We start from the raw sequence: 20559 nt of genomic DNA, 5'->3' as shown, positions 1-20559 counted from the left end.
GCATTGACATTAATCTATTCGGCAACTTCCTCGTACTTCTTGTAATTGACATAGGACCAAATGGCCAGCACCGTAATGACACCAATCGAAGCATAAACCGCCCAGTGGATTCCGTCGGCTGATCCCTTTCCATAGGAATGCAAGCCTGACAAGAAATAGTTGACCCCAAAGTAAGTCATCAGCACCGAGCTAAATGCAATCACGGTAGCCAGGTTATAGTTGTAACGCCCCCGAAGTGACGGTATCAAACGCATATGAACGATGAAAGCATAAATCACGGCCGTAATCAAAGCCCAGGTTTCCTTTGGATCCCAGCCCCAATAGCGGCCCCAGCTTTCGTTTGCCCAAACGCCTCCGAGGAAAGTCCCAATCGTTAGCATATACAAGCCAATGGTTGCCGAAAGTTCGCTGATGGTGGTCAGCTGATCGATAAAATAATCGACATTTTTCTGGTTGCTTTTTTTCATGATGGCGTATAACATCAGCACCAGAATACCAAGAAAAGCACTCAGCCCAAGGAATCCATAGCTAGCTGTAATAATGGAAACATGAATCATGAGCCAATAGGATTTCAACACCGGAACCAGCGGAGTGATCTCCGGGTTCATCCAGTTCAGATGCGCCACAAACAAGGTGATTCCGGATAAAATAGCCGCTGTGCCTAATACCATCGGATACTTCCTTCCGAAGATAACCCCGGCTAACATAGCCGCCCAGGCCACATAAATCATCGACTCGTAACCGTTGCTCCAGGGAGCCCGGCCCGAGATGTACCAACGGACGATCAGTCCAACTGTATGCACCAGAAAACCTAAAAAGATCAGTCCGCTAAAACTGTACCTGGTAATTTTATGCATCGGTTTTTGGCGGAAAATATTCACAAAGAGAATGCTCAGCAAAACAAAGCCGGTTAACAGGTACCAGGGGAAAACCCGCTTAAAGGGTTGGTATTTGTTGTAGAGCATTTCAGCCGATTTCTTTTGCTCCGATGGCAAAATTTCGGCGCCAAATTTTTCCTGAAAAGCAGCAACGGTCGCCATGATTTGCCGGGGCTGAATATCGCTGTCTGATTTAACGCCGTCCGCCAGCAGGTTGAAACTTCGGTTCACAAACAACGAATCTGCAGCCGGGTAACCTGTTGGATTACTGCCCACCGCCCACCAGGCATCGGTTTGATTTGCCGGAGGAAAGAAAGTCAGCAAATCGCCTTTAAAGACCATAAAGCTGATGTTGATTCGCTCGTCCAAAAAGATATACTCTTTGTCAAGCTTACTGCGCAATGCCGGCGCTTTGGCAAAAGCAGCCCGTACCTGCTCGGTAATCCGGTAGTTTCCATCCATGTCAAACAAATCGATCACCCGGGCATATTTGTCTTGCAGCCCAATGGAGGCGGCTATTTCCTTATCAATCTTAATGAATTGAACCGAACGCCAGAGTTCGGGATAAAGATGCATGCTCAACACTACTTCATCGGAGGACATGCCGTTGAGTGTTGATTTACGGGCCAGCTTCCGAAGAATTTCGCTCGACAGCGTTGACATCGGCTCAATCCGTCCGTCGCGGCCATGCACCCACAAATGAGAGAAATCTTCCACAAGCTGCTCATCCAAACGAGGAATTCCTGCTGTACCTGAACTTTGAGCCATGCTCTGATTCCCTGCGAGCAGAAGCCCAAGCAAAACAACAGCCATTTTGGCTTTTCCCGACATTTTCAGATGCCGAACCAAAAACTGGAAATAAGCATTTTTATTGAAAAGAGATGAAATCATTCCCACAGTCAAAAGCAAATATCCCAGGTAGGTGACCATCGTTCCCCAAAAATCTTTGTTTACCGACAGAATTGTTCCCTTCTCATCCTGATCGTAAGACGACTGGTAGAAACGATAGCCCCGGTATTGTAAGGTGTTATTCATAAAAATTCGCACATCACGTTTCACGTCGCGCTCCGGATCCAGCAATTGAATTTCGCTGGCAAACGACGATGGACTTTCGGAACCGATATAACGCTCCAATTGAAAATCATGCAACTTCAAACTGAAAGGCAGATTAACAGGTTTTGAGCCATAGGTTAGTTTTACCGGAGTATTGCCCACCATGTAGGTCACCGGATCGCCAATCTGGCCGGCACGTCCAAAAACATTGACAACTGCCTGTCGTTCTCCATCGGATATTTCAACCACTACCGCATCTTCATTCGAACTTTCCGGACTTCCTTTGGAGACACGCATGCTGGCTTTTTCAAAAAATTTCTTGACCAAAACCAAGTAGCCATCAAAAGCGTAAAGGTGCATCAACTTCACCTCGGATCGTGTTCCTGCGCGCACCAATTCGGGCTCACCACCCGACATGGAGCGAATTTCCATATCGCGATCGGCCACAATGAACAGCTGCGAACCTTCCTGCTCAAACCGCACATCGGCTTGCCCTTCAAAACCAACCGTAGCCGGACCAAGATCAACCAATTGTCCTTTTCCAAAGGTGAAGCTCTCCATGCCTTGTCCCGCTGAAATAACAAAATCGACGATGGGATTGCCCGACTGGCTTTCGACGGGTGTTCGCACCGCATCCTTGACAAAGCCAACGGACTTGATCCGGACAGATTGGCCTTCAATCTCCATTTTTTGATTGAATTCCTTCGGACTCAATTCCGAAAAAAGCACTCGCTCAGTCGCTTCCTGCCCATTGGCCTCCACCGTAAAATAGGAATCGCTTGACACGATATGGTCGGCACTTTCGCCTTCGCGAATATGCATGATCCCTTCAAAACTGATGTAGCGGGTGATACCCGCGCCAATGACAATGACAATAAATGAAAGGTGAAAAATTCCGACCGTCAGTTTCTTTAACGTATACTGACGATACTTAATAAAATTGTGAATTAAACTGATTCCAAGCAGTAAAAAAACAAGCTCAAACCAATGAGTGTTGTATACCAGTGCCTTTGCGGCCGGGGTGCCATAACTGCTTTCAACGAACGTGGCAATAGCCATGGAAAAAGCCATCACCAACAGTAAAAAACCCATAAAAGATGTGGAAACCAAAAATTGATATATTCTCTTCATCGAATGTGTCTTTATTTAAAAAGAAGTGAAAATAAACTTATTCGCCGGAGTAAAAAAACGCTTCCCCCCAAATAACTACCACATTAACACTTATTGGGATTTTTGGTTTATCGGATTTACGAAAACCGGCCGACGCCCCACTTAAATGATCTGTTTGCCGCATTGAAACCCTGAACCGATTATTACAGTAGAAAAGCATAATCCACTTAAAACGAAAAAACAATGAAGAAAAACATGGGAATGGCCGATCGCGTGATCCGCTCAATCATCGCAGTTTTGATTGCAATCCTCTATTTCACCAATGTTATCTCTGGCACCCTGGGGTTGATACTCCTTATTCTTGCTTGTGTGTTCTTACTAACCAGCATGATTAGTTTCTGCCCGCTTTATGCTCCGTTTGGCTTGAATACATGCAAGAAAGTTGAGGATTTGCAGGAAAAATCCTGAGAAATTGATCTAACTTGTGGGATAATTTCATAGACACCAAATCATGATAAAATCGCCCGATTCCGAAACGATGGTTATTTTTACCGGAAAGCCCATTGATGCTGAAATGATCAACCAGTTGCTGAACGACCATGGTATTGTCACGCTGATCAGTAATAAACTCATGGGAAGCATCGCTCCCTGGCAGGTTTCGGCTGGTGGTTTTGAGCCCGTTGAAATTATCATCAAAAAAACCGATGAGCAAAAAGCGCACGGACTGATTGCCGCCTTTCGCGAAGCAGAATAAAAACGGTTCCACCTGAATTAACCGATGGAACCGTTTCGTATGTCGTTTGTTTTCAAGTCCTATTAATTGACAAAAGATCTGGCTTTGGCAATCGCAGCTTCAATGCCTGAAACATCTTTGCCTCCAGCGGTCGCATAAAATGGCTGTCCGCCGCCACCGCCTTTCATTTCTTTGGCTGCCTCACGGACAATTTGTCCGGCATTCAAACCTTTTTCCTTCACCAGGTTATCAGCGATCATGATACTCAGGCTGGGTTTACCGTCAATTTCAGCACCCAGCACCAAAAACAGGTTGTCCACTTCGCCTTTTAATTGGAAAGCCAAATCTTTAATTGCTTGCGGGGAATCCAAAGCCACTTTCTCGGCAATGACATTGATGCCGTGGATCGATGAGACTTTCTTTTTCAACTCATCTTTCACACCGGCTGCGGCCTGCTTTTCAAAAGCTTCCAACTGCTTTTTCAGTTTGGCATTCTCGTCCAGCAAATCTTCAACCGACTTTTTCAGGTTCTTGGTATTGTTGAATAAGCCACGAACTTCGTGCAGTTCATCCATATTTTTATTGATGAAGGCTTCAGCTTTATCGGCAGTTATGGCCTCAATGCGTCGAATACCAGCCGAAATCGCACTTTCTGAAGTGATAATAAACTGTCCGATTTGCCCGGTTGCCGGCACGTGCGTTCCTCCGCACAATTCAACGGAATCACCAAATTTGATGACCCGTACATGATCGCCATATTTTTCACCAAATAAGGCAATGGCCCCCATTTCCTGCGCTTCAGCAAAAGCCACATCCTGCTTTTCTTCCTGGCTGAAGTTCTGGCGAATCAACTCGTTCACCCGATTTTGAATCTGCACCAATTCTTCTTTCGAAACTTTCTGGAAATGCGCAAAGTCAAAGCGCAGGTGGTCGGCATTAACCAGCGAGCCTTTTTGCTCGACATGCGTGCCGAGTATTTCGCGCAAAGCCTGATCCAGCAAGTGTGTGGCCGTGTGATTGTTGGCCGTCAGCTTTCGCTTGTGATTATTGACCACAGCTTTAAAAGTTGCTGTGGGATCGGCGGGCAGTTCTTTGGCAATGTGCACAATCAGGTTATTTTCCTTTTGCGTATCGATGATGCTAGTTTTAACACCATTCGTTTCAATGTATCCGGTGTCACCAACCTGCCCACCCGACTCGCCATAAAACGGCGTGTCATCAAAAACCAGGTGGTAAAATTCTTTGTCTTTTTGTTTGACTTTGCGGTAACGGGCAATCTCGATGTTTGCTTCGAGCGTAGTATATCCCAAAAATTTCACTTCGTCTATTTTCTTCAGCTCTACCCAGTCGCTGGTTTCCTGTGCGGCCGCATTCCGCGAACGATTTTTTTGTTTTTCCATTTCCGAGTCGAACTCAGCCCGGTTGACGGTCAGTCCGTTTTCGCGTAAAATCAACTCCGTCAAATCCAATGGAAATCCAAAGGTATCGTATAATTCAAAGGCATTCTTACCTGAAACTTCAGTTGTGCCGGCTTTCTTTGCCTGACTCATTTCTTCGTCCAGCAAACGGATGCCGGTTTCCAGCGTCCGTAAAAAGCTTTCTTCCTCTTCTTTGATCACTTTTTCGATCAGCACCTGTTGCGAATTGAGTTCAGGAAAGGCATCGCCCATATTATCTTTTAAGGTTTCCACCAACAAGTAGATGAAGGCTTCGCGGAAATTCAGAAAGGTATACCCGTAGCGTACCGCGCGACGCAAAATCCGGCGAATGACATAGCCTGCTTTGTTGTTCGAGGGCAACTGTCCGTCGGCAATGGCAAAAGCAATGGCCCGTAAGTGATCAGCAATCACGCGCATGGCGATATCAGCTTTTTCGTTTTCGCCATATTTTTTACCACACAGTGCGGCCAATTTAGCAATGACAGTCTGAAAGACGTCCGTATCATAATTTGATTTTTTGCCTTGCAACACCATACACAAGCGCTCGAATCCCATACCTGTATCTACATGCTTAGCCGGCAATTCTTCCAGTCGCCCATCAGCTTTCCGGTTAAATTGAATGAATACCAGGTTCCAGATTTCAATCACCAGCGGATGATCCTGATTCACGAGTTCAGCCCCTGGCTTTTTCGCTCGTTCGTCGTCATCGCGTAAGTCAACATGAATTTCGGAACACGGGCCACAGGGTCCGGTATCACCCATCTCCCAAAAATTATCCTTTTTATTGCCATGCAGCACCTGTTCTTTTGGCAGGTGTTTTAGCCACATGATTTTGGCTTCCTCATCCAATTCGAGCTTGTCATCGGGGCTGCCTTCAAACACAGTCGCATACATCCGGTCGGCTGCAATGCCCATTTTTTCGTGCAAAAATTCCCAAGCCCAGTTAATCGCATCTTCTTTGAAATAATCTCCAAACGACCAGTTGCCCAACATTTCGAACATGGTATGGTGATAGGTATCGTGACCTACTTCTTCCAAATCGTTGTGCTTCCCCGAAACCCGCAAACATTTTTGAGTATCCGCCACTCGGACCGATTTAGCTGGCTGGTTTCCCAGAAAAATATCTTTAAACTGATTCATTCCCGCGTTGGTAAACATGAGGGTAGGATCATTTTTTACCACCATGGGGGCCGAATCGACAATGGTATGTTGTTTTGAAATAAAAAAATCCAGGAAGGCTTTCCTGATTGCTTTGGAATTCATATGATTAAATTGTTTATTTCTTATCTGGTATCGTATGGAACTCGCACTTTAATCATTTCCTTTAGCATTGACTAAACATGCTCGTTTCATGTTTCTATTTTTTCAAATTAAGGCTCTTCGCTGTTGTCCAGAACACGAGTTTGACTACATCAAACGCCGCCTTACGCCCATCCTAATAATCTGAACTGGCCAACCTTGAAGCTAAACTGATTGCCTGTACGTTTAAAATTTGTTAAAAAGCACTTGACTGCTAGTTTATTAAGCCCATTAACCCAATAAATAAGCTATTTTTGCGTTTGGTAGTCAATCGGCTTGATTTTTTAAGTCTTGCAAAGTTAGATTAATTACTTAAATTTGTTTCATCCGGAAAAAAGAAATTGGTTTTTTATGGCTAAAGTTAAGTATAAATTCAACCCCGAAACACTGAGCTACGACAAGGTTGAACGCAACTTAAAATCGAAAATTCACCGTTTTTTACTCTTCAGCTCGACCAGCATCATGGTAAGCATCATTTTGTCTGTGGTTTTTCTTCAATTTTACGAAACACCCAAAATGCGCAGTTTAAAACGAGAAAATCGACGGCTGCTGTCGCAGTACGAGCTGATGTACCAAAACCTGGAGAGCATTGAAGATGTGCTGACTGACATTCAGCACCGCGACGATAATTTATACCGGATTGTTTTTGAAGCAGACCCGATCCCCAATTCCGTTCGAAAAGCTGGTTTTGGCGGGATCAACAAATATTCGCAACTAGAAAGTCTGGAAAATTCTGAATTGGTTATAAAGACCGCCCGCAAGCTGGATGTGGTGGCCAAAGAAGCTTACATCCAATCCAAATCTTACGACGAAGTTTTGAAACTGGCACTTGATAAAGAAGAAATGCTGTCGAGCATTCCGGCGATCATGCCTGTTTCAAACAAAGATTTGGATCGAACCGCCTCGGGCTGGGGATTTCGGATCCACCCCATTTATAAAATCCGCCGGTTTCACTACGGCATGGACTTTACAGCACCTGTTGGCACGGAGATTTACGCGACCGGCGACGGTATTGTTAAAGAAGTAAAGACCTCACGTGTTGGCTTTGGCCGCTGGATTGTCATTGATCACGGATTTGGCTACGAAACCCTCTATGGACACCTGAATGAATTCAACGTGAAAGAAGGCCAGAAAGTCAAACGCGGAAATGTGATTGGCTATGTGGGCAGTGCCGGAACCTCATCGGGGCCACATCTGCATTACGAGGTGCACAAGAACGGGCAAGCGGTTAATCCTCAATATTTCTATTTCAAGGATCTGACTCCTCAGGAATATGAAAAGATGGTCGCCATTTCTTCGAATATGGGACAATCGTACGATTAATCCGGTAAGCTGTGCCTTACAAAAAACCGAAAATAGAAAAAGTCTTTTACACAATTGGCGAGGTGGCAGATATGTTTCAAGTCAACACCTCGCACATTCGTTTTTGGGAAAATGAATTTGATATTCTGAAACCAAAAAAAAACAAAAAAGGTAACCGGCTGTTTACCAAGGACGATATTGAAAATATAAAGCTGATTTATCACCTGGTAAAAGAACGCGGACTGACACTGAAGGGCGCCAAACAAAAGCTCAAAGACAATAAAGAAGACACGCTGGACAAACATGAGTTGGTTGACCGGCTAAAAGCAATCCGACAAATGCTCATCGAGATTAAGGAGAAGATGGAGTAAACGGGTTATTGGATAGTCAGTCATTGGTTAATCGATAATTAGTTGTTGGTTTTTTTGATAGAGGAAACCTCAACATTGAAAGTGAAAATACACAACATGAAGCTGAAGGAAATCACAACATACCTCGAATCGGTTGCACCACTCGCCTACCAGGAGTCGTACGACAATGCTGGTTTGCTGGTTGGAAATCCAGAGCAGGAAATCAGCCAGGCGCTTATCACCCTGGATGTGACAGAAGCCATTCTGGACGAAGCCATTGAAACCAGAAGCAAGCTCGTCATTGCTCATCATCCCTTGATTTTTGGCGGATTAAAAAAACTAACCGGGAAAAATGAGGTGGAGCGCTGTGTCATCAAAGCCATTCAACACAACATTGCCATTTACGCCTCACACACCAACCTCGACAGCGTATACGGCGGAGTAAACAGCAAGATTTGTGAAAAGCTGGGCCTCGAAAATAGCAAAATTCTATCACCGGCATCCGGACAATTAAAGAAACTGGTGACCTTCATTCCTTTTGAACAGGCGGCCCAAGTGCAACAAGCGGTTTTTGATGCCGGAGCCGGGCACATTGGAAACTACGATTCGTGTGCCTACACTATTCCGGGGAAAGGCAGCTTCCGCGGCAGCGAAAACACCCAGCCTTTTGTCGGAAAACCCGGACAAATTCACTACGAAAATGAACTTCGCTTCGAAACTGTTTTTCCAGAACACCTGCAGTTCAAGGTCATTCAGGCTTTAATCGAGGCACATCCGTATGAAGAAGTGGCCTACGATATTTATTCACTCGATAATGTCCATCCGCAAGTGGGTATTGGCATGATCGGTGAACTTCCCAAAGCGATGGACGAAAAAAGATTTCTCCGGCTAACCCGGAAAACCTTTGGAGCCGCAGTTGTCAAACACAGCCCGCTCCGAAATCAAAAAGTACGAAGAATTGCCGTTTGTGGTGGCTCAGGAAGTTTCCTGATAGCACAGGCCATTGGTGCCAAGGCCGATGTTCTTGTAACCGCCGATTTAAAATACCACCAATATTTCGAAGCCGAAGGTAAAATTGTGCTGGCCGACATTGGCCATTTTGAAAGTGAGCAATTCACTAAAGAAGTTTTTTATGAATTACTTACAAAAAAATTCCCTAAATTTGCCATCCGTTTATCAGAGGTGAATACCAACCCGGTAAACTACCTGGTTTAACAAAGAAAATTAGAGCATTCAAATATGAATACACAGTACCAAGACGACAAATCAGTTCCGGTTAGTGACAAGCTACAAGCACTTTTTGAGTTACAAACAGTTGTTTCTGATATTGACAAAATTAAGACTCTTCGCGGTGAATTGCCGCTGGAGGTGCAAGATCTGGAAGATGACATCACTGGTTTGACTACGCGCGTAAGCAATTACAGCGACGATATTAAGACCCTTGAGACATCGATTACGAATCGTAAAGCAGCCATTAAAGAATCGGAAGCTTTAATAGCCAAGTACACTGAGCAACAAAACAACGTTCGCAACAACCGTGAATACGATTCGTTGAACAAGGAAATTGAATTCCAGAAGTTGGAAATTGAGCTTTCAGAAAAACGCATCAAGGAGTTTGCTGCTGAGCTGGCTTCTAAAAAAGAAGCCATTGAATCTTCAAAAACACTCTTGTCGGAACGTCAGGAAGACCTGGAGCGCAAAAAGGCAGAATTGGAAGAAATTACCGCTGAAACCAAGATTGAGGAAGAAAAGCTGAAAGCCAAGGCGGAGAAAATTGAAAACATGATCGAACCTCGTTTGCTTACTGCGTTCAAGCGCATCCGCAAGAATGCCCGCAACGGCTTGTCGGTTGTAACGGTTCAGCGTGATGCCTGCGGAGGATGTTTCAATAAAATTCCACCACAGCGCCAGATGGACATTGCCAACCGCAAAAAGATTATTGTTTGCGAATACTGCGGACGCATCTTGGTTGACAAAGATATTTTGGAACCAGAACAGTTGAATAGAGCAGAATAGATCAGGAATTTGAATCGATATAAAAAAAGCCTTTGAATCAATCGCCTTTCAAAGGTTTTTTTATGCCCTAATGGCAGGGTAGGATGAGGGCGTGAGGAAGAGTATGTGAGAGGGACGGAGGGAGCTGTTGCGGCTATTGATTTTAAAAGCGAGGGCACAAGGACACGAGGGATAGTTTTTACGGTGAACATCAATTTGTTCAAAGACCAATTATGTGATGTCACTAAGCTCGAACTTTTTAATACCAAGCACCAACTTTTCAATAACAAAAAAGGCATCAGTTTCCTGACACCTTTTTATATATCGTCTTCCCAAATTGTCCTTTCGGCAGTCTTGGGAGAAGAAGTTGCAATTTATTTTACCGAATCCATGTATTGGATCAGTTCGCAAACTTTTGCTGAGTAACCCATTTCATTGTCGTACCATGAAACCACTTTTACGAAGTTTGGAGACAAAGAAATACCAGCACCAGCGTCGAAGATTGAAGTACGTGTGTCACCAACGAAATCGTTAGAAACCACTTGGTCTTCAGTGTATCCCAGGATACCTTTCAATTCGCCTTCAGAAGCTGATTTCATGGCAGCACAAATTTCTTCGTACGAAGCACCTTTGTCCAAACGAACAGTCAGGTCAACAACAGATACGTCTGGAGTTGGAACACGGAAAGCCATACCAGTCAGTTTTCCATTCAGTTCAGGAATAACTTTACCTACCGCTTTGGCAGCACCAGTAGACGAAGGGATAATGTTTTGACCAGCTCCACGGCCACCTCTCCAGTCTTTCATTGAAGGACCGTCAACCGTTTTTTGAGTGGCAGTAGTTGCGTGAACAGTTGTCATCAAGCCTTCTACAATACCGAATTTGTCATTCAGGACTTTAGCTACAGGAGCCAAACAGTTGGTAGTACATGATGCGTTTGAAACAAAGTTCATCTCGTTGGTGTAGGTTTTTTCGTTCACACCCATAACGAACATTGGCGTATCGTCTTTTGAAGGAGCTGAGAAAACGACTTTTTTAGCGCCGGCGTCAATGTGCCCCTGAGCTGATTCTTTTGTCAGGAAAAGACCTGTTGATTCAACAACATATTCAGCACCAACAGCACCCCAGTTAATGTCTTTTGGGTTTCTTTCAGCAGTGACACGAATTTCTTCTCCGTTAACGATCAGTTTACCATCTTTAACAGCAACTTCGCCATCAAATTGTCCGTGAGTTGAGTCGTATTTTAGCATGTAAGCCATGTAGTCCACATCGATCAAGTCATTGATTGCAACCACTTGAATTGTACCTTTTGCAACAGCCTGACGGAAAACAAAACGACCGATGCGGCCAAATCCGTTGATACCGATTTTAATTTTTGACATAGTTGATAATTTAAAATTAATGAAAGATTATTGTTTTGATTTATTAGCTTTTAAGTATTCTTTTTTCAAAGCCACACAAAATAACTAACTAAATTTAAGAAGATCAAATTTTTCTATTTTGAATTGTCCTTTTTGATGAGGGTTTAAAATACAGTTAATGTTGGCATGTAAATGGACATACGGGAATTTGAATGAATGGTTGTTTGATTTTTGGACACCGTCGAATCACATGTCCCACAAAAGAGGACTTCAGCTTACTTTCAGCAGGTTAAAGTAACTTTTGCAAATAATTCAAGGCTTGGCTTTTGCGTTCAATTGAAGTTTTCTGGTAGGTCGTTTGCGTTTACTGCCACCGGACTGCAGACAAGTGCAGCGTCTGATGCCAGTTTACTCGTCTGTGACAAGTTGGAAATTAAACCAGGGGGTGTTTTTTTTCGAGGGAATTGACTGTATGCCGGGCATTGGCATGTTTTGCAGGAACTAAATCCCATCAAGAGCAGGAATCCAGCCGTAATGAGTAAATTTATAGTCGTTTTTGTCTTTGTTATTCCTGGGACTTTCATGAAGTAAAGATATTGTTTTGGAGCTGTGTCGCCAAACATAGAAACGGCTTGCGATGAAGTTTTATTTTCTCAGCAAGAAATTTAGATCGGTAAGCTTTCTGTTTACTAAGTGATTAATTAAGTTTATTTGATTTTTTGACTTTTGCTGAACTGCCACAGGATCAATCCATCGGGTGTGTATAAGTTGGATCATTTGTGCAAAAAAAGCTTATTTTGTTATGAAAAAGTACTTGTACATTGGTGATAAATTTCATAGGTTTGTAAGGAATGTCTCAATTGAATATCAAAATGGCTGAAAAGGCTAGGTCAATCATTTGGGATAGAAACTTCTAAAACCGAAGACTATGAGGAAAGCATTTACTCCGCACCTTTGTATTTCAAGCTTAATTTTATGTTTTACCTGAATCATGCTGTCCCCGACGGGACGCGAATGGCAGCTCTTTGGGGCTGATCTCCCTTGCGAACAGATGGGATCAGGCCACTAAGGAGTGTGATGGAACGAAGAAAGCATCAAATTCTCAAGCAAACCACATGAAACGATTAATTTACGATAGCTGGACGCTCTTCCACAAGTGGAATAGGGATTGGTCTGTTTTACTTGAATATAAGAGGAAGAAGATCAATGCCGCATGATCAATTAAATATAATCTAAAATCAAATTCTATGAGCAAAAAATTTACTCGGTTTCTTAGTCTAACTTTACTTGTCGGGTTCTGCTGCATTGCTTCCTGGGGCTATGCTCAGCCGTGCACGCTGGCGATCTCCGAAAGTGATGTTGTGATAGTTAGCACGGATTGTGAGAGTGCCATGCTAACCTATGAAGTTCAGGGGTATTCAGCTGAGCTTTACGAATTCAACTTTGATGGTGCAGGCTTTCTTTCTTTGCCGCAATTTGAGGTTGCCGAAGGTGCAAATTTTACTGTCAGCATTCGGGAAATTGCTACAGCATGTGTTTCAAATGAGATTACCGTTGCAGCCCCTGATCTGGATCCGCTGAGCTTTACGCTAACACCGCAAGATATTTCGTGCTTTGGTGCCCGGGATGGTGTGGCTCATATTGAAATTACCGGAGGTTTTTTCGATGCTGAAAATCCGTATGAGATTTTGGTTTCCAACCAAGGATGGCGCAGCATCTCCGGTTCCGTAAAGGACATTGTGATGACGACTGCCGGCACTTATGAGTTTAAGGTGAAAGATGGCTACGGTTGTGAAACAGAGGCTCAGTCAATTACAATCAATGAACCTGGTGCTATCACAATCAACTTAACTCCTGGTTTTTCCGCAGCTGCTTGTCCTTCGAGCGATGAAGGCAACATTCTGGCAACGGTAACAGGCGGGAACGATGCGGACTATACTATTGTGTTGAAAGATGCTGACGATGCTGAGCTTGAAACCGCTACAACAACCGGCGGAACCTATCATTTTATGGGTTATCCGGCGGGCGACTACACTGTCGTGGCTACTGACTCCAAAGCTTGTGAAGGGATGGCCGCAACAACAATTGTGGGAATCGACCCAGTTGTGTTTTCAGCAGAGGTTACGCAGGATTTGTTATGCAAAGGTGCCGCTACCGGAATCATTTCAGTAACAGGTGTTGATGGAGGAACTGAAGGTGCCGGATATAACGTTGAAGTGTATGACGATGCTAACGCTTTAGTGACAACAACTGCTGTTGTAGAAGGCGTGGCCGAGGTGACGGGACTGGCTGCTGGCGATTATGACGTTTTTGTCAGAGACGGCAACGGGTGCTTATCCGAAGCTGTTGAAGTTAATGTATGGGAGCCAGCCGAAGCCTTGATGCTTGAGGCTACCGTTGATCGGCATATTGGCTGCACGGAAGCTGGAGAATTTACAATTTCTGCGACCGGCGGTGTTGAAGGCTATGTCTACTACTGGGCTATGGTCGATGGAAATACGGGTTCGGTTCCTGGCGAGATGTTGCCGGGCGAAACCACAAGTTGGACTTCCGCTGATATTAATGGCACCATATCAGTCACCGTAGAAACTGCTGCAACGTTTGTTGTCTGGGTAAAGGATGCGGATGGTGCGGGTTGTATGATTGGTGGAGAATCGGCCCCCGAATGGCGTGTCGAAATTGAAGATGCTGTTCCCCCGGTAACATTCGATACCGCAATTACGAGTCCGATTTTGTGTAACGGCGACGCGACAGGAGAAATTACCGTTTCGAATATTGATGGCGGGGAAAGCGCTGACTATGTGGTATCTGTTGATGGCGTCGATATCGAAGGAATGGTCATCAGCGATTTGGCTGCAGGAACGTATGAAATAACCGTGACCGAACTTGTCGGTGGCTGTACTTCGTCAGCCAGCGTTGAGATTACACAGCCCGACGAGCTGGTTGTCACTGAATTTTTAAAAGTTGATGGCGTATTCTCCTGTCCCGACGCCACAGAGGCTTGGTTGGAAATTACAGTTGAAGGAGGAAGCGGATCATATACCTACCAGCTTTACCAGAACGGAAGCACTTTTGGGTCTGTTGTTAGTATCCCTTCATTTGTAGTTCCAATTAATGCAACATACACCGTGAAAGCGATGGATGGAAATTGCGAAGTGATGTCCGATCCAATTGAGATTGGTCAGGTCATGGATGTTTCCTTTATGGTTGAGGATTTAACCTGCTTTGGCGAGGAGTCAGTGACTGTTATGGTGTCTGCATCCGGCGAGCCTGGCCATACTTTCGAGGTAGCCTATGCTCCGGTTGTTGGAGGTGTTTCAGGGACCATGTCGGCATGGATGCCTTTTGACGCAACAATCGAACTGGGCGGCCTGTCTTATGTCGATACAAACGAAGGAACCTATGAGTTCTATGTAAGATATGCTTTATACGAGTGCGGTGACGCTTCTGAAGTGATTACGCTTATGCCTGTTGAAAGTGAATTGACGGCTGAGGTCGCCCAGGATGATATCCATGTTACTTTGACACCATCTGGCGGTGAAGCTCCATACACCTACGAGTTGAACGGTGTTGCAGCTGCTGGTCCTGACTTTGTTTTGATTGAAGGAGAAAATACCATCACCGTGATTGATTCTCGTGGATGTACTTACGATGTTGTGCTGACGGCTGATCCAATTAGCTTAACGGCTAATCCGGCGTCGGGTGATAACATGACGCAGACCTTTGACGTTGTGCTGACTTTCAACCGGGAAGTAACGATTGCTGACGGCGACATCACCGGCGGAACCTTCACTCCGGGAACTGCATCGGAATTTACGGTGACGATGACAGGCGCTGATGATGACGTACTGACGCTGACCGTGGGTACGGGAATCATGGATGCCGCAGGGAACACATTTGTAGGTGACGAATTTACCTACACCATTGGCGATAATACTGCTCCAACCTTGGTTGACTTTGCACCAACCGGACAATTGAACAACAATCATCCTGAGTTTGTCATGACATTCAGCGAAGATGTGGTTCTGACAGGCACTGGTGGAAATCTGATTATTACTCGAGTTGGAGCGAGCGAAGCCCGACTGGTAATTCCATTGTCTTCGGAGGATATAAATGGCAATGTGGTTACGGTAACGTATGAATACGATCCTGAAGTTGGTGGATTGGATCGCCAAGTCGAATATTTTGTAAACATTGATGCTGGAGCATTTGAAGATGCCGCTGGAAACGATTATGCAGGCTTGGGTGACCAAACCACCTGGACTTTTACCACTGGTGATTGGGCAACTGCTGTTGATGATCAGTTAAGTGGTTCGGAGGAGTTTAGTGTTTATCCAAACCCTTTTGATGGTTACATCACGGTTAAAAATGCCAGCAGACTCTCACGAGTCATTATATCTAACGTGGCTGGTCAACGAGTGAAGGATTTGGTTAACCCAACTGAAAATATCCAGACAGGTGACTTGCGCAGTGGTATCTACTTTATCACTTTAGTAGACAAAGAGGATGCGGTTGCCAAAACCGAGCGAATTGTAAAGCAGTAATATTCATCCCGAATTTGATTGAAGAAAAAGGGAAGGGCGCTGGTCTTCCCTTTTTCTTTTGACAGAACTCCCGGTTGACTCTTTTCCTTTTTTTTGAGAAATAGGCTGACGGTTGTCTTCATGCCGATCAGAAGAAATCCTTAACTTTGCCCGTGTCGAATCAAAAAAATCATCAACTAGCTATGGAACTTCTATTTCAACACCGGTCCATCCGTCAATATAAAGCCGAACCAATTGCTGAAAAACTTCTGAAACAGATTATCAAAGCCGGAACACGAGCTTCCAATTCCGGGAACATGCAACTGTACAGTGTGATTGTCACACGGGATGCCGAAAAGAAAGCGAAACTGGCTCCTTTGCATTTCAACCAGCCCATGGTGATTCAAGCACCGGTTTTGCTGACCATTTGCGCCGATATCAATCTGTTTAACCAGTGGTGCGAACAACGCGAGGCAGGGGCAGGGTACAACAACTTACTTTGGCTGATGAACGCAACAATCGACGCTTCCTTGTTCGCTCAGAATATCAGTGTTGAGGCCGAATCGCATGGCTTGGGGATTTGTTACCTGGGTACGGCTTTGTACAATGCCAAAGAATTTATTGAGGCGTTGGAACTGCCCAAAGGCGTTGTGCCAATCACAGCGATCGTACTTGGCTATCCAGCCCAAAATCCTCCATTAACCGATCGGTTACCATTGGAAGCGGTGATGCATGATGAAACGTATGCTGATTTCAGCAAGGACCAGGTAGACCAGCTTTTTGCCGAGAAAGAAAGTCTGGCAAGTTCGAAGCAATTTGTGGCCGAAAATCAAAAAGAAAACCTGGCGCAGGTGTTTACCGATGTTCGTTATAAAAAGCAGGACAACGAGTTTTTTTCAGCCAAACTGCTGGAGACTTTACGAGAACAGGGTTTCCAACTGTAGTTGTAAAATAAAGCGCTCACATCAATCTCTACTTGATCACATGTTTGTTGATCAACTCCTGAAATTCCTGGCGGAAGTTGTTGCCAACCGGAAGTTTATTGCCGTTTACATTCACCAGGTTTCCTTCAATGCTTTGAATCTGATCTAACCGGATGAGGAACGATTTGTGGGTTCTGAAAAACTGGTCGGAAGGCAATAGCTCTTCCATCTTTTTCATCGACAGATTGGTGACCAGATGCTTGTCTTTCAGATGAATTTTAATGTAATCGCCCAGTCCTTCGATGTAACAAATGGATTTGAACTCCACGCGAATGGTTTTTTTGTTGGCCTTAATGAAGATATAGTCTGAATCATTTTCATCTTTATGAGCTTGTCGCAGTGAAAGTTGATCCTCAGCTTTCTGAACAGCTTTGAAAAAACGCTCAAACGAAAAGGGTTTTTTCAAGTAATCAAGAATGTTCAGTTCATAGCCTTCCATGGCATAGTCTGAATAAGCCGTGGTAAGAATGACCAGCGGCGGATTGGTCAGGTTTTTCAGCAGCTCCAGTCCGCTTAACCGGGGCATGTTTACATCCAGAAACATTAAATCAACGGGATTGTCCTTCAGCTTACTGCTGGCCTCCAGTGCGTTGTTGCACGTGCAAATGATTTTAAGCCCGGGGATTTCGTTCGCAAATTGCAGAATCACGTTTTGCGCAAGGGGTTCGTCATCAACTATAATCGCTCTAATCATCTCGTTGTTTTTAGTGGCAGTTCCAATTCGACCTTAAAGATATTTTCTTTTTTGCTGATATCTAAATGGTATTCCTCTTTTCCGTAAAGGTACTCCAAACGTTTCCTGGCATTTTCAAGTCCAATGCCATGCGCCTTCCCGTTTGGTGGCTGATGATCTTCGTCATAATTGTTGACAGCCTTAAAATGGAGCCAATCGTCTTGAATCTCAATTTTAATATGGATAAAACATGTGTTTCCAACTGACCTGCAACTGTGTTTGAATGCATTGTCAACAAATGGCTCGAAAATCAGCGGGATGATCTGCTTGTCCTGATAGTCACCTGTTAGTTCGAAACGAACATCGGTTTTTGCCGACAAACGAATGCGCTGCAGTTCGATGAAATTCTGGATGAATTCAATTTCTTTTTGCAAGCTGATGAAGTTTTCTCGTGATTCGTAAAGCACATGCCGCATTAAATCCGACAGCTTCAGAATCATTTCGGGTGTTTTCTTCGAGTTTGATAGCGACAGCGAATAAATGTTGTTGAGAGAATTGAACAGGAAGTGTGGGTTGATTTGGGCTTTCAGTGTGTTCAGTTCTGCTTCCAGTTTTTCGCGCTCCACCTTGTTGTATCGAAGTTCAATGTCCTGCATCTTTATCCAGTCTGTGACGAATTTTACCAACGAAGTCACTCCGACATAAAAACCGGTGGTGAAAAAGTAGGATGAAAATAGTTGGGGACGGCTAAAATGCAGCAAAAAATAAAGTAGGAGCAGAATAATTAAGGATGAGGCAGCCAAGGTGATCAACAACCAGAAGGTGTAAAAAATATAATTTCTTCGCTTCAAAAATACAGGAACCAACACCAGCAAGTTCACATAAACGCCAAGTGCAAATCCGGCGTTCAGGATGACCGCCCGCAGAATGTCTTTGGCCGGATTGAAATGGTAATCAGAAACCACATAAAATGAACTAAGCGCGAAGGCGAAGCTGCTCAGCCAAAACAATACCTGCAAGAGTATTTTAAAGCGTTGGTTGTTCCGGATGAATACCATCAAATACGGTCTTTACGTTTAGTCAGCTTGTTGAAGTAGTATTTAATCGGGTTGGTGTATTTCAATTGTTTCCACGGGCGACTGCTGTGCGGTTTATGAATTACCGGCAAGGTGGTGACCAGGTAGTTCTTAAAACCAAGCATTTTCGATTTCCTCGAAATAAACACATCGTACCAATGCTTTTCGCTCGACAATTCGGTGAATGAAAAGCCTTTCAGTAGGCTGGTCGATAGCAGGGTGCAGCAAAAACTCAAGCTATGTGATGTGTCGGCAATCGGCTGCTTTTCATTTTTGAAATTCAGGTACGGAAAATTGATTTGTCCCGATTCGTCGGTTGTCACAGCACCCAACATGCCGCAAGCGGTTAGGCTTTGGCTCAACTCGTACATTTTATTCAGCGTGTCTTTTTTAACGATGACGTCCGACTCCACGATCACCAGCGGAATGTTGAGTTCCAGTGCCCGTTTTTGCGCCATTTGCAACACCAGGTTGTAGTTGGGCGAAGGTGTTTGGGTAAGATCTTCGAGGTTGACCAGTTCATAGCCAAACACAGCTGTTTTTCCTTCCAGAATGGCTTTGGTTTCCGGCGAACTAAAATCGTTATAAATCACATGCAGGTGATCGCCATCCGACTGGTGGATCGCCTGGATGGTTTGCAGGGTCGTTTCAATCGAATCTTTAACCGGTGTGATGACCAGTGTTTTAGGCATTTTGTTTGGCATTAAAGGTTAATTCAAATTTCGAGGCCAGGTTTTCCAGGTCTTCCATAACGGCTTGCTGCACAGGAACGCCATTTGCTAGTCGCTCCCGGGTTAAAAACCGCTCCGGGTCACCGGGGATCAGCACCTGATCGCCTGGGATGACTGGTTCTGCCTGGCGAAAGGTCCGAATCCAGTTGTCCATGTGTTCTTTAAATTCGTTGGCGGGTCGAAAGGCGTCAATTCGGAAAGCACCAAAAAAATGGCCTATTCCATCGCCCACCGGATCGGTTGGTGGTTCGAGAAAAGCCACGAATGGCGGAACCCAAGGACCGTAGTTAGCGCCCGATAAAACGGATGAAAATATATCGACCATCGCACCCAGGCAGTAGCCCTTGTGGCTGCCGTGCTCGCGGTCGCCACCCAGCGGCAACATCGCGCCACCTTTTTTTAGGGCAAAGGCATCGGTTGTTGGCTTGCCGTCTTTATCCTGTGCCCAGCCAAGCGGGGCGTCTTCGCCTTTACGTTGTAACACCTCCAGCTTGCCATTGGCTACTGTGGTGGTGGCCATGTCCATAACAAAAGGTGGCTCGTCCTTGGCGGGAATAGCCACGGCAATGGGGTTGGTTCCTAAAAATCGGCTTTTCGAAAAGGTTGGCGAAACCAGCGGGCTGGCATTGGTCATCGACAGGCCAATCATATCTTCCTCCAAGGCCATCATGGCATGGTAGCCAGCAATTCCGTAGTGGTTCGAATTTTTTACTGCTACCCAGCCACTGCCCACTTGCCGGGCTTTGTCCATGGCGATGCGCATGGCATGGGGGCCGGCAACCAAGCCCAAAGCCAGGTCGGCATCCAATACGGCAGTTGATGGCGTTTCGTGCACCACTTGCATGTTTGGTTTCGCGTTTAGCCGGTTTTTCTCCCACAGGCGTACGTAGCCACTTAGGCGCGCAACGCCGTGCGAATCGACGCCACGCAGGTCTGCCTGGTTGAGGCAGTCAGCCGCCAGTAAGGCTTCTTCGGCAGAGCAGCCCATTTTTTCAAATATTTGTTGTGTAAATTCTTTTAAATAGGCGGCATCAATGAGAATAGACATAGTTT

15 protein-coding genes are annotated in these 20559 nt (G+C 44.9%); 8 read left to right on the top strand and 7 right to left on the bottom strand.

Features of this window, described 5'->3' with window-relative positions:
- Positions 1-14: 14 nt before the first annotated feature.
- Positions 15-3062: a c-type cytochrome biogenesis protein CcsB gene (ccsB, locus tag AAC033_RS09330; RefSeq protein ID WP_339737354.1), complete on the bottom strand. Its 3048-nt coding sequence runs from the start codon at positions 3060-3062 to the stop codon at positions 15-17.
- A gap of 222 nt (positions 3063-3284) precedes the next feature.
- Between ccsB and AAC033_RS09325 the strand changes: the two genes are divergently transcribed.
- Together AAC033_RS09325 and AAC033_RS09320 are read left to right on the top strand one after the other, a co-directional pair.
- Entirely contained in the window at positions 3285-3509 is a 225-nt protein-coding gene (locus AAC033_RS09325) for a DUF2892 domain-containing protein (RefSeq protein WP_339737352.1), read from the top strand.
- Between the two features lie 43 nt (positions 3510-3552).
- Positions 3553-3795 (top strand): DUF2007 domain-containing protein, encoded by a 243-nt coding sequence (locus AAC033_RS09320; RefSeq protein WP_339737350.1) that lies wholly within the window; start codon positions 3553-3555, stop codon positions 3793-3795.
- A gap of 62 nt (positions 3796-3857) precedes the next feature.
- Here AAC033_RS09320 and alaS read toward each other — a convergent pair whose 3' ends face one another.
- The gene (gene alaS, locus AAC033_RS09315; RefSeq protein ID WP_339737348.1) at positions 3858-6476 is read right to left on the bottom strand and encodes an alanine--tRNA ligase; all 2619 of its coding nucleotides are present in this window, start codon (positions 6474-6476) and stop codon (positions 3858-3860) included.
- Positions 6477-6863: 387 nt separating this feature from the next.
- Here alaS and AAC033_RS09310 point away from each other — a divergent pair, with 387 nt between their 5' ends.
- The 4 genes from AAC033_RS09310 (at position 6864) to AAC033_RS09295 (ending at position 10180) form a co-directional block, all read left to right on the top strand.
- Positions 6864-7835 carry a M23 family metallopeptidase gene (locus AAC033_RS09310; RefSeq protein WP_339737346.1) on the top strand — a complete coding sequence of 324 codons (972 nt, stop codon included), beginning with the start codon at positions 6864-6866 and terminating at the stop codon, positions 7833-7835.
- A gap of 11 nt (positions 7836-7846) precedes the next feature.
- Positions 7847-8185, top strand: a complete 339-nt coding sequence (locus tag AAC033_RS09305; protein WP_339737344.1) for a MerR family transcriptional regulator — start codon at positions 7847-7849, stop codon at positions 8183-8185.
- A 96-nt stretch (positions 8186-8281) separates the two neighbouring features.
- Entirely contained in the window at positions 8282-9379 is a 1098-nt protein-coding gene (locus tag AAC033_RS09300) for a Nif3-like dinuclear metal center hexameric protein (RefSeq protein WP_339737342.1), read from the top strand.
- Positions 9380-9403: 24 nt separating this feature from the next.
- A complete protein-coding gene (locus tag AAC033_RS09295; RefSeq protein WP_339737340.1) occupies positions 9404-10180 on the top strand; it encodes a C4-type zinc ribbon domain-containing protein in 777 nt (258 codons plus the stop codon).
- Between the two features lie 353 nt (positions 10181-10533).
- On the opposite strand, the gene gap is transcribed toward AAC033_RS09295, so the two are convergent.
- On the bottom strand, positions 10534-11541 hold the full coding sequence (gene gap, locus AAC033_RS09290) for a type I glyceraldehyde-3-phosphate dehydrogenase (RefSeq protein WP_339737338.1): 1008 nt from the start codon (positions 11539-11541) through the stop codon (positions 10534-10536).
- Positions 11542-12767: 1226 nt separating this feature from the next.
- On the opposite strand from gap, the gene AAC033_RS09285 reads away from it, so the two are divergent.
- Positions 12768-16064: an Ig-like domain-containing protein gene (locus tag AAC033_RS09285; protein WP_339737336.1), complete on the top strand. Its 3297-nt coding sequence runs from the start codon at positions 12768-12770 to the stop codon at positions 16062-16064.
- Between the two features lie 182 nt (positions 16065-16246).
- Positions 16247-16987: a nitroreductase family protein gene (locus tag AAC033_RS09280; protein WP_339737334.1), complete on the top strand. Its 741-nt coding sequence runs from the start codon at positions 16247-16249 to the stop codon at positions 16985-16987.
- 28 nt (positions 16988-17015) lie between these two features.
- Here the strand turns inward: AAC033_RS09280 and AAC033_RS09275 are convergent, their stop codons facing one another.
- Genes AAC033_RS09275 through AAC033_RS09260 form a run of 4 tightly spaced genes read right to left on the bottom strand, consistent with a single transcriptional unit; the run spans position 17016 to position 20554 of the window.
- A complete protein-coding gene (locus tag AAC033_RS09275; RefSeq protein WP_339737332.1) occupies positions 17016-17720 on the bottom strand; it encodes a LytTR family DNA-binding domain-containing protein in 705 nt (234 codons plus the stop codon).
- Positions 17717-18757: a histidine kinase gene (locus AAC033_RS09270; RefSeq protein ID WP_339737330.1), complete on the bottom strand. Its 1041-nt coding sequence runs from the start codon at positions 18755-18757 to the stop codon at positions 17717-17719. Before AAC033_RS09270 ends, AAC033_RS09275 begins: the two co-directional genes overlap by 4 nt.
- Positions 18757-19467 carry a hypothetical protein gene (locus tag AAC033_RS09265; RefSeq protein ID WP_339737328.1) on the bottom strand — a complete coding sequence of 237 codons (711 nt, stop codon included), beginning with the start codon at positions 19465-19467 and terminating at the stop codon, positions 18757-18759. Before AAC033_RS09265 ends, AAC033_RS09270 begins: the two co-directional genes overlap by 1 nt.
- Positions 19460-20554, bottom strand: coding sequence for an Ldh family oxidoreductase (locus tag AAC033_RS09260; protein WP_339737326.1), 1095 nt, complete (start codon positions 20552-20554; stop codon positions 19460-19462). The genes AAC033_RS09265 and AAC033_RS09260 overlap by 8 nt, the downstream gene beginning before the upstream one ends.
- Positions 20555-20559 lie beyond the last annotated feature (5 nt).

It is taken from the genome of uncultured Sunxiuqinia sp. (genome assembly GCF_963974515.1).
In the GTDB taxonomy this organism is placed as follows: Bacteria; Bacteroidota; Bacteroidia; order Bacteroidales; family Prolixibacteraceae; genus Sunxiuqinia.
Note: the sequence above shows the minus strand (reverse complement) of the source record. Positions and strands in the feature narration are given on the sequence as shown.

Excerpts from the sequence above, each read along its gene's own strand:
- ccsB (WP_339737354.1), bottom strand. The coding sequence starts at position 3,062 with ATGAAGAGAATATATCAATTTTTGGTTTCCACATCTTTTATGGGTTTT.
- AAC033_RS09285 (WP_339737336.1), top strand. The coding sequence starts at position 12,768 with ATGAGCAAAAAATTTACTCGGTTTCTTAGTCTAACTTTACTTGTCGGG.
- AAC033_RS09310 (WP_339737346.1), top strand. The coding sequence starts at position 6,864 with ATGGCTAAAGTTAAGTATAAATTCAACCCCGAAACACTGAGCTACGAC.
- AAC033_RS09275 (WP_339737332.1), bottom strand. The coding sequence starts at position 17,720 with ATGATTAGAGCGATTATAGTTGATGACGAACCCCTTGCGCAAAACGTG.
- AAC033_RS09280 (WP_339737334.1), top strand. The coding sequence starts at position 16,247 with ATGGAACTTCTATTTCAACACCGGTCCATCCGTCAATATAAAGCCGAA.
- AAC033_RS09325 (WP_339737352.1), top strand. The coding sequence starts at position 3,285 with ATGAAGAAAAACATGGGAATGGCCGATCGCGTGATCCGCTCAATCATC.
- AAC033_RS09270 (WP_339737330.1), bottom strand. The coding sequence starts at position 18,757 with ATGGTATTCATCCGGAACAACCAACGCTTTAAAATACTCTTGCAGGTA.
- AAC033_RS09300 (WP_339737342.1), top strand. The coding sequence starts at position 8,282 with ATGAAGCTGAAGGAAATCACAACATACCTCGAATCGGTTGCACCACTC.
- gap (WP_339737338.1), bottom strand. The coding sequence starts at position 11,541 with ATGTCAAAAATTAAAATCGGTATCAACGGATTTGGCCGCATCGGTCGT.
- alaS (WP_339737348.1), bottom strand. The coding sequence starts at position 6,476 with ATGAATTCCAAAGCAATCAGGAAAGCCTTCCTGGATTTTTTTATTTCA.
- AAC033_RS09320 (WP_339737350.1), top strand. The coding sequence starts at position 3,553 with ATGATAAAATCGCCCGATTCCGAAACGATGGTTATTTTTACCGGAAAG.
- AAC033_RS09260 (WP_339737326.1), bottom strand. The coding sequence starts at position 20,554 with ATGTCTATTCTCATTGATGCCGCCTATTTAAAAGAATTTACACAACAA.
- AAC033_RS09265 (WP_339737328.1), bottom strand. The coding sequence starts at position 19,467 with ATGCCTAAAACACTGGTCATCACACCGGTTAAAGATTCGATTGAAACG.
- AAC033_RS09295 (WP_339737340.1), top strand. The coding sequence starts at position 9,404 with ATGAATACACAGTACCAAGACGACAAATCAGTTCCGGTTAGTGACAAG.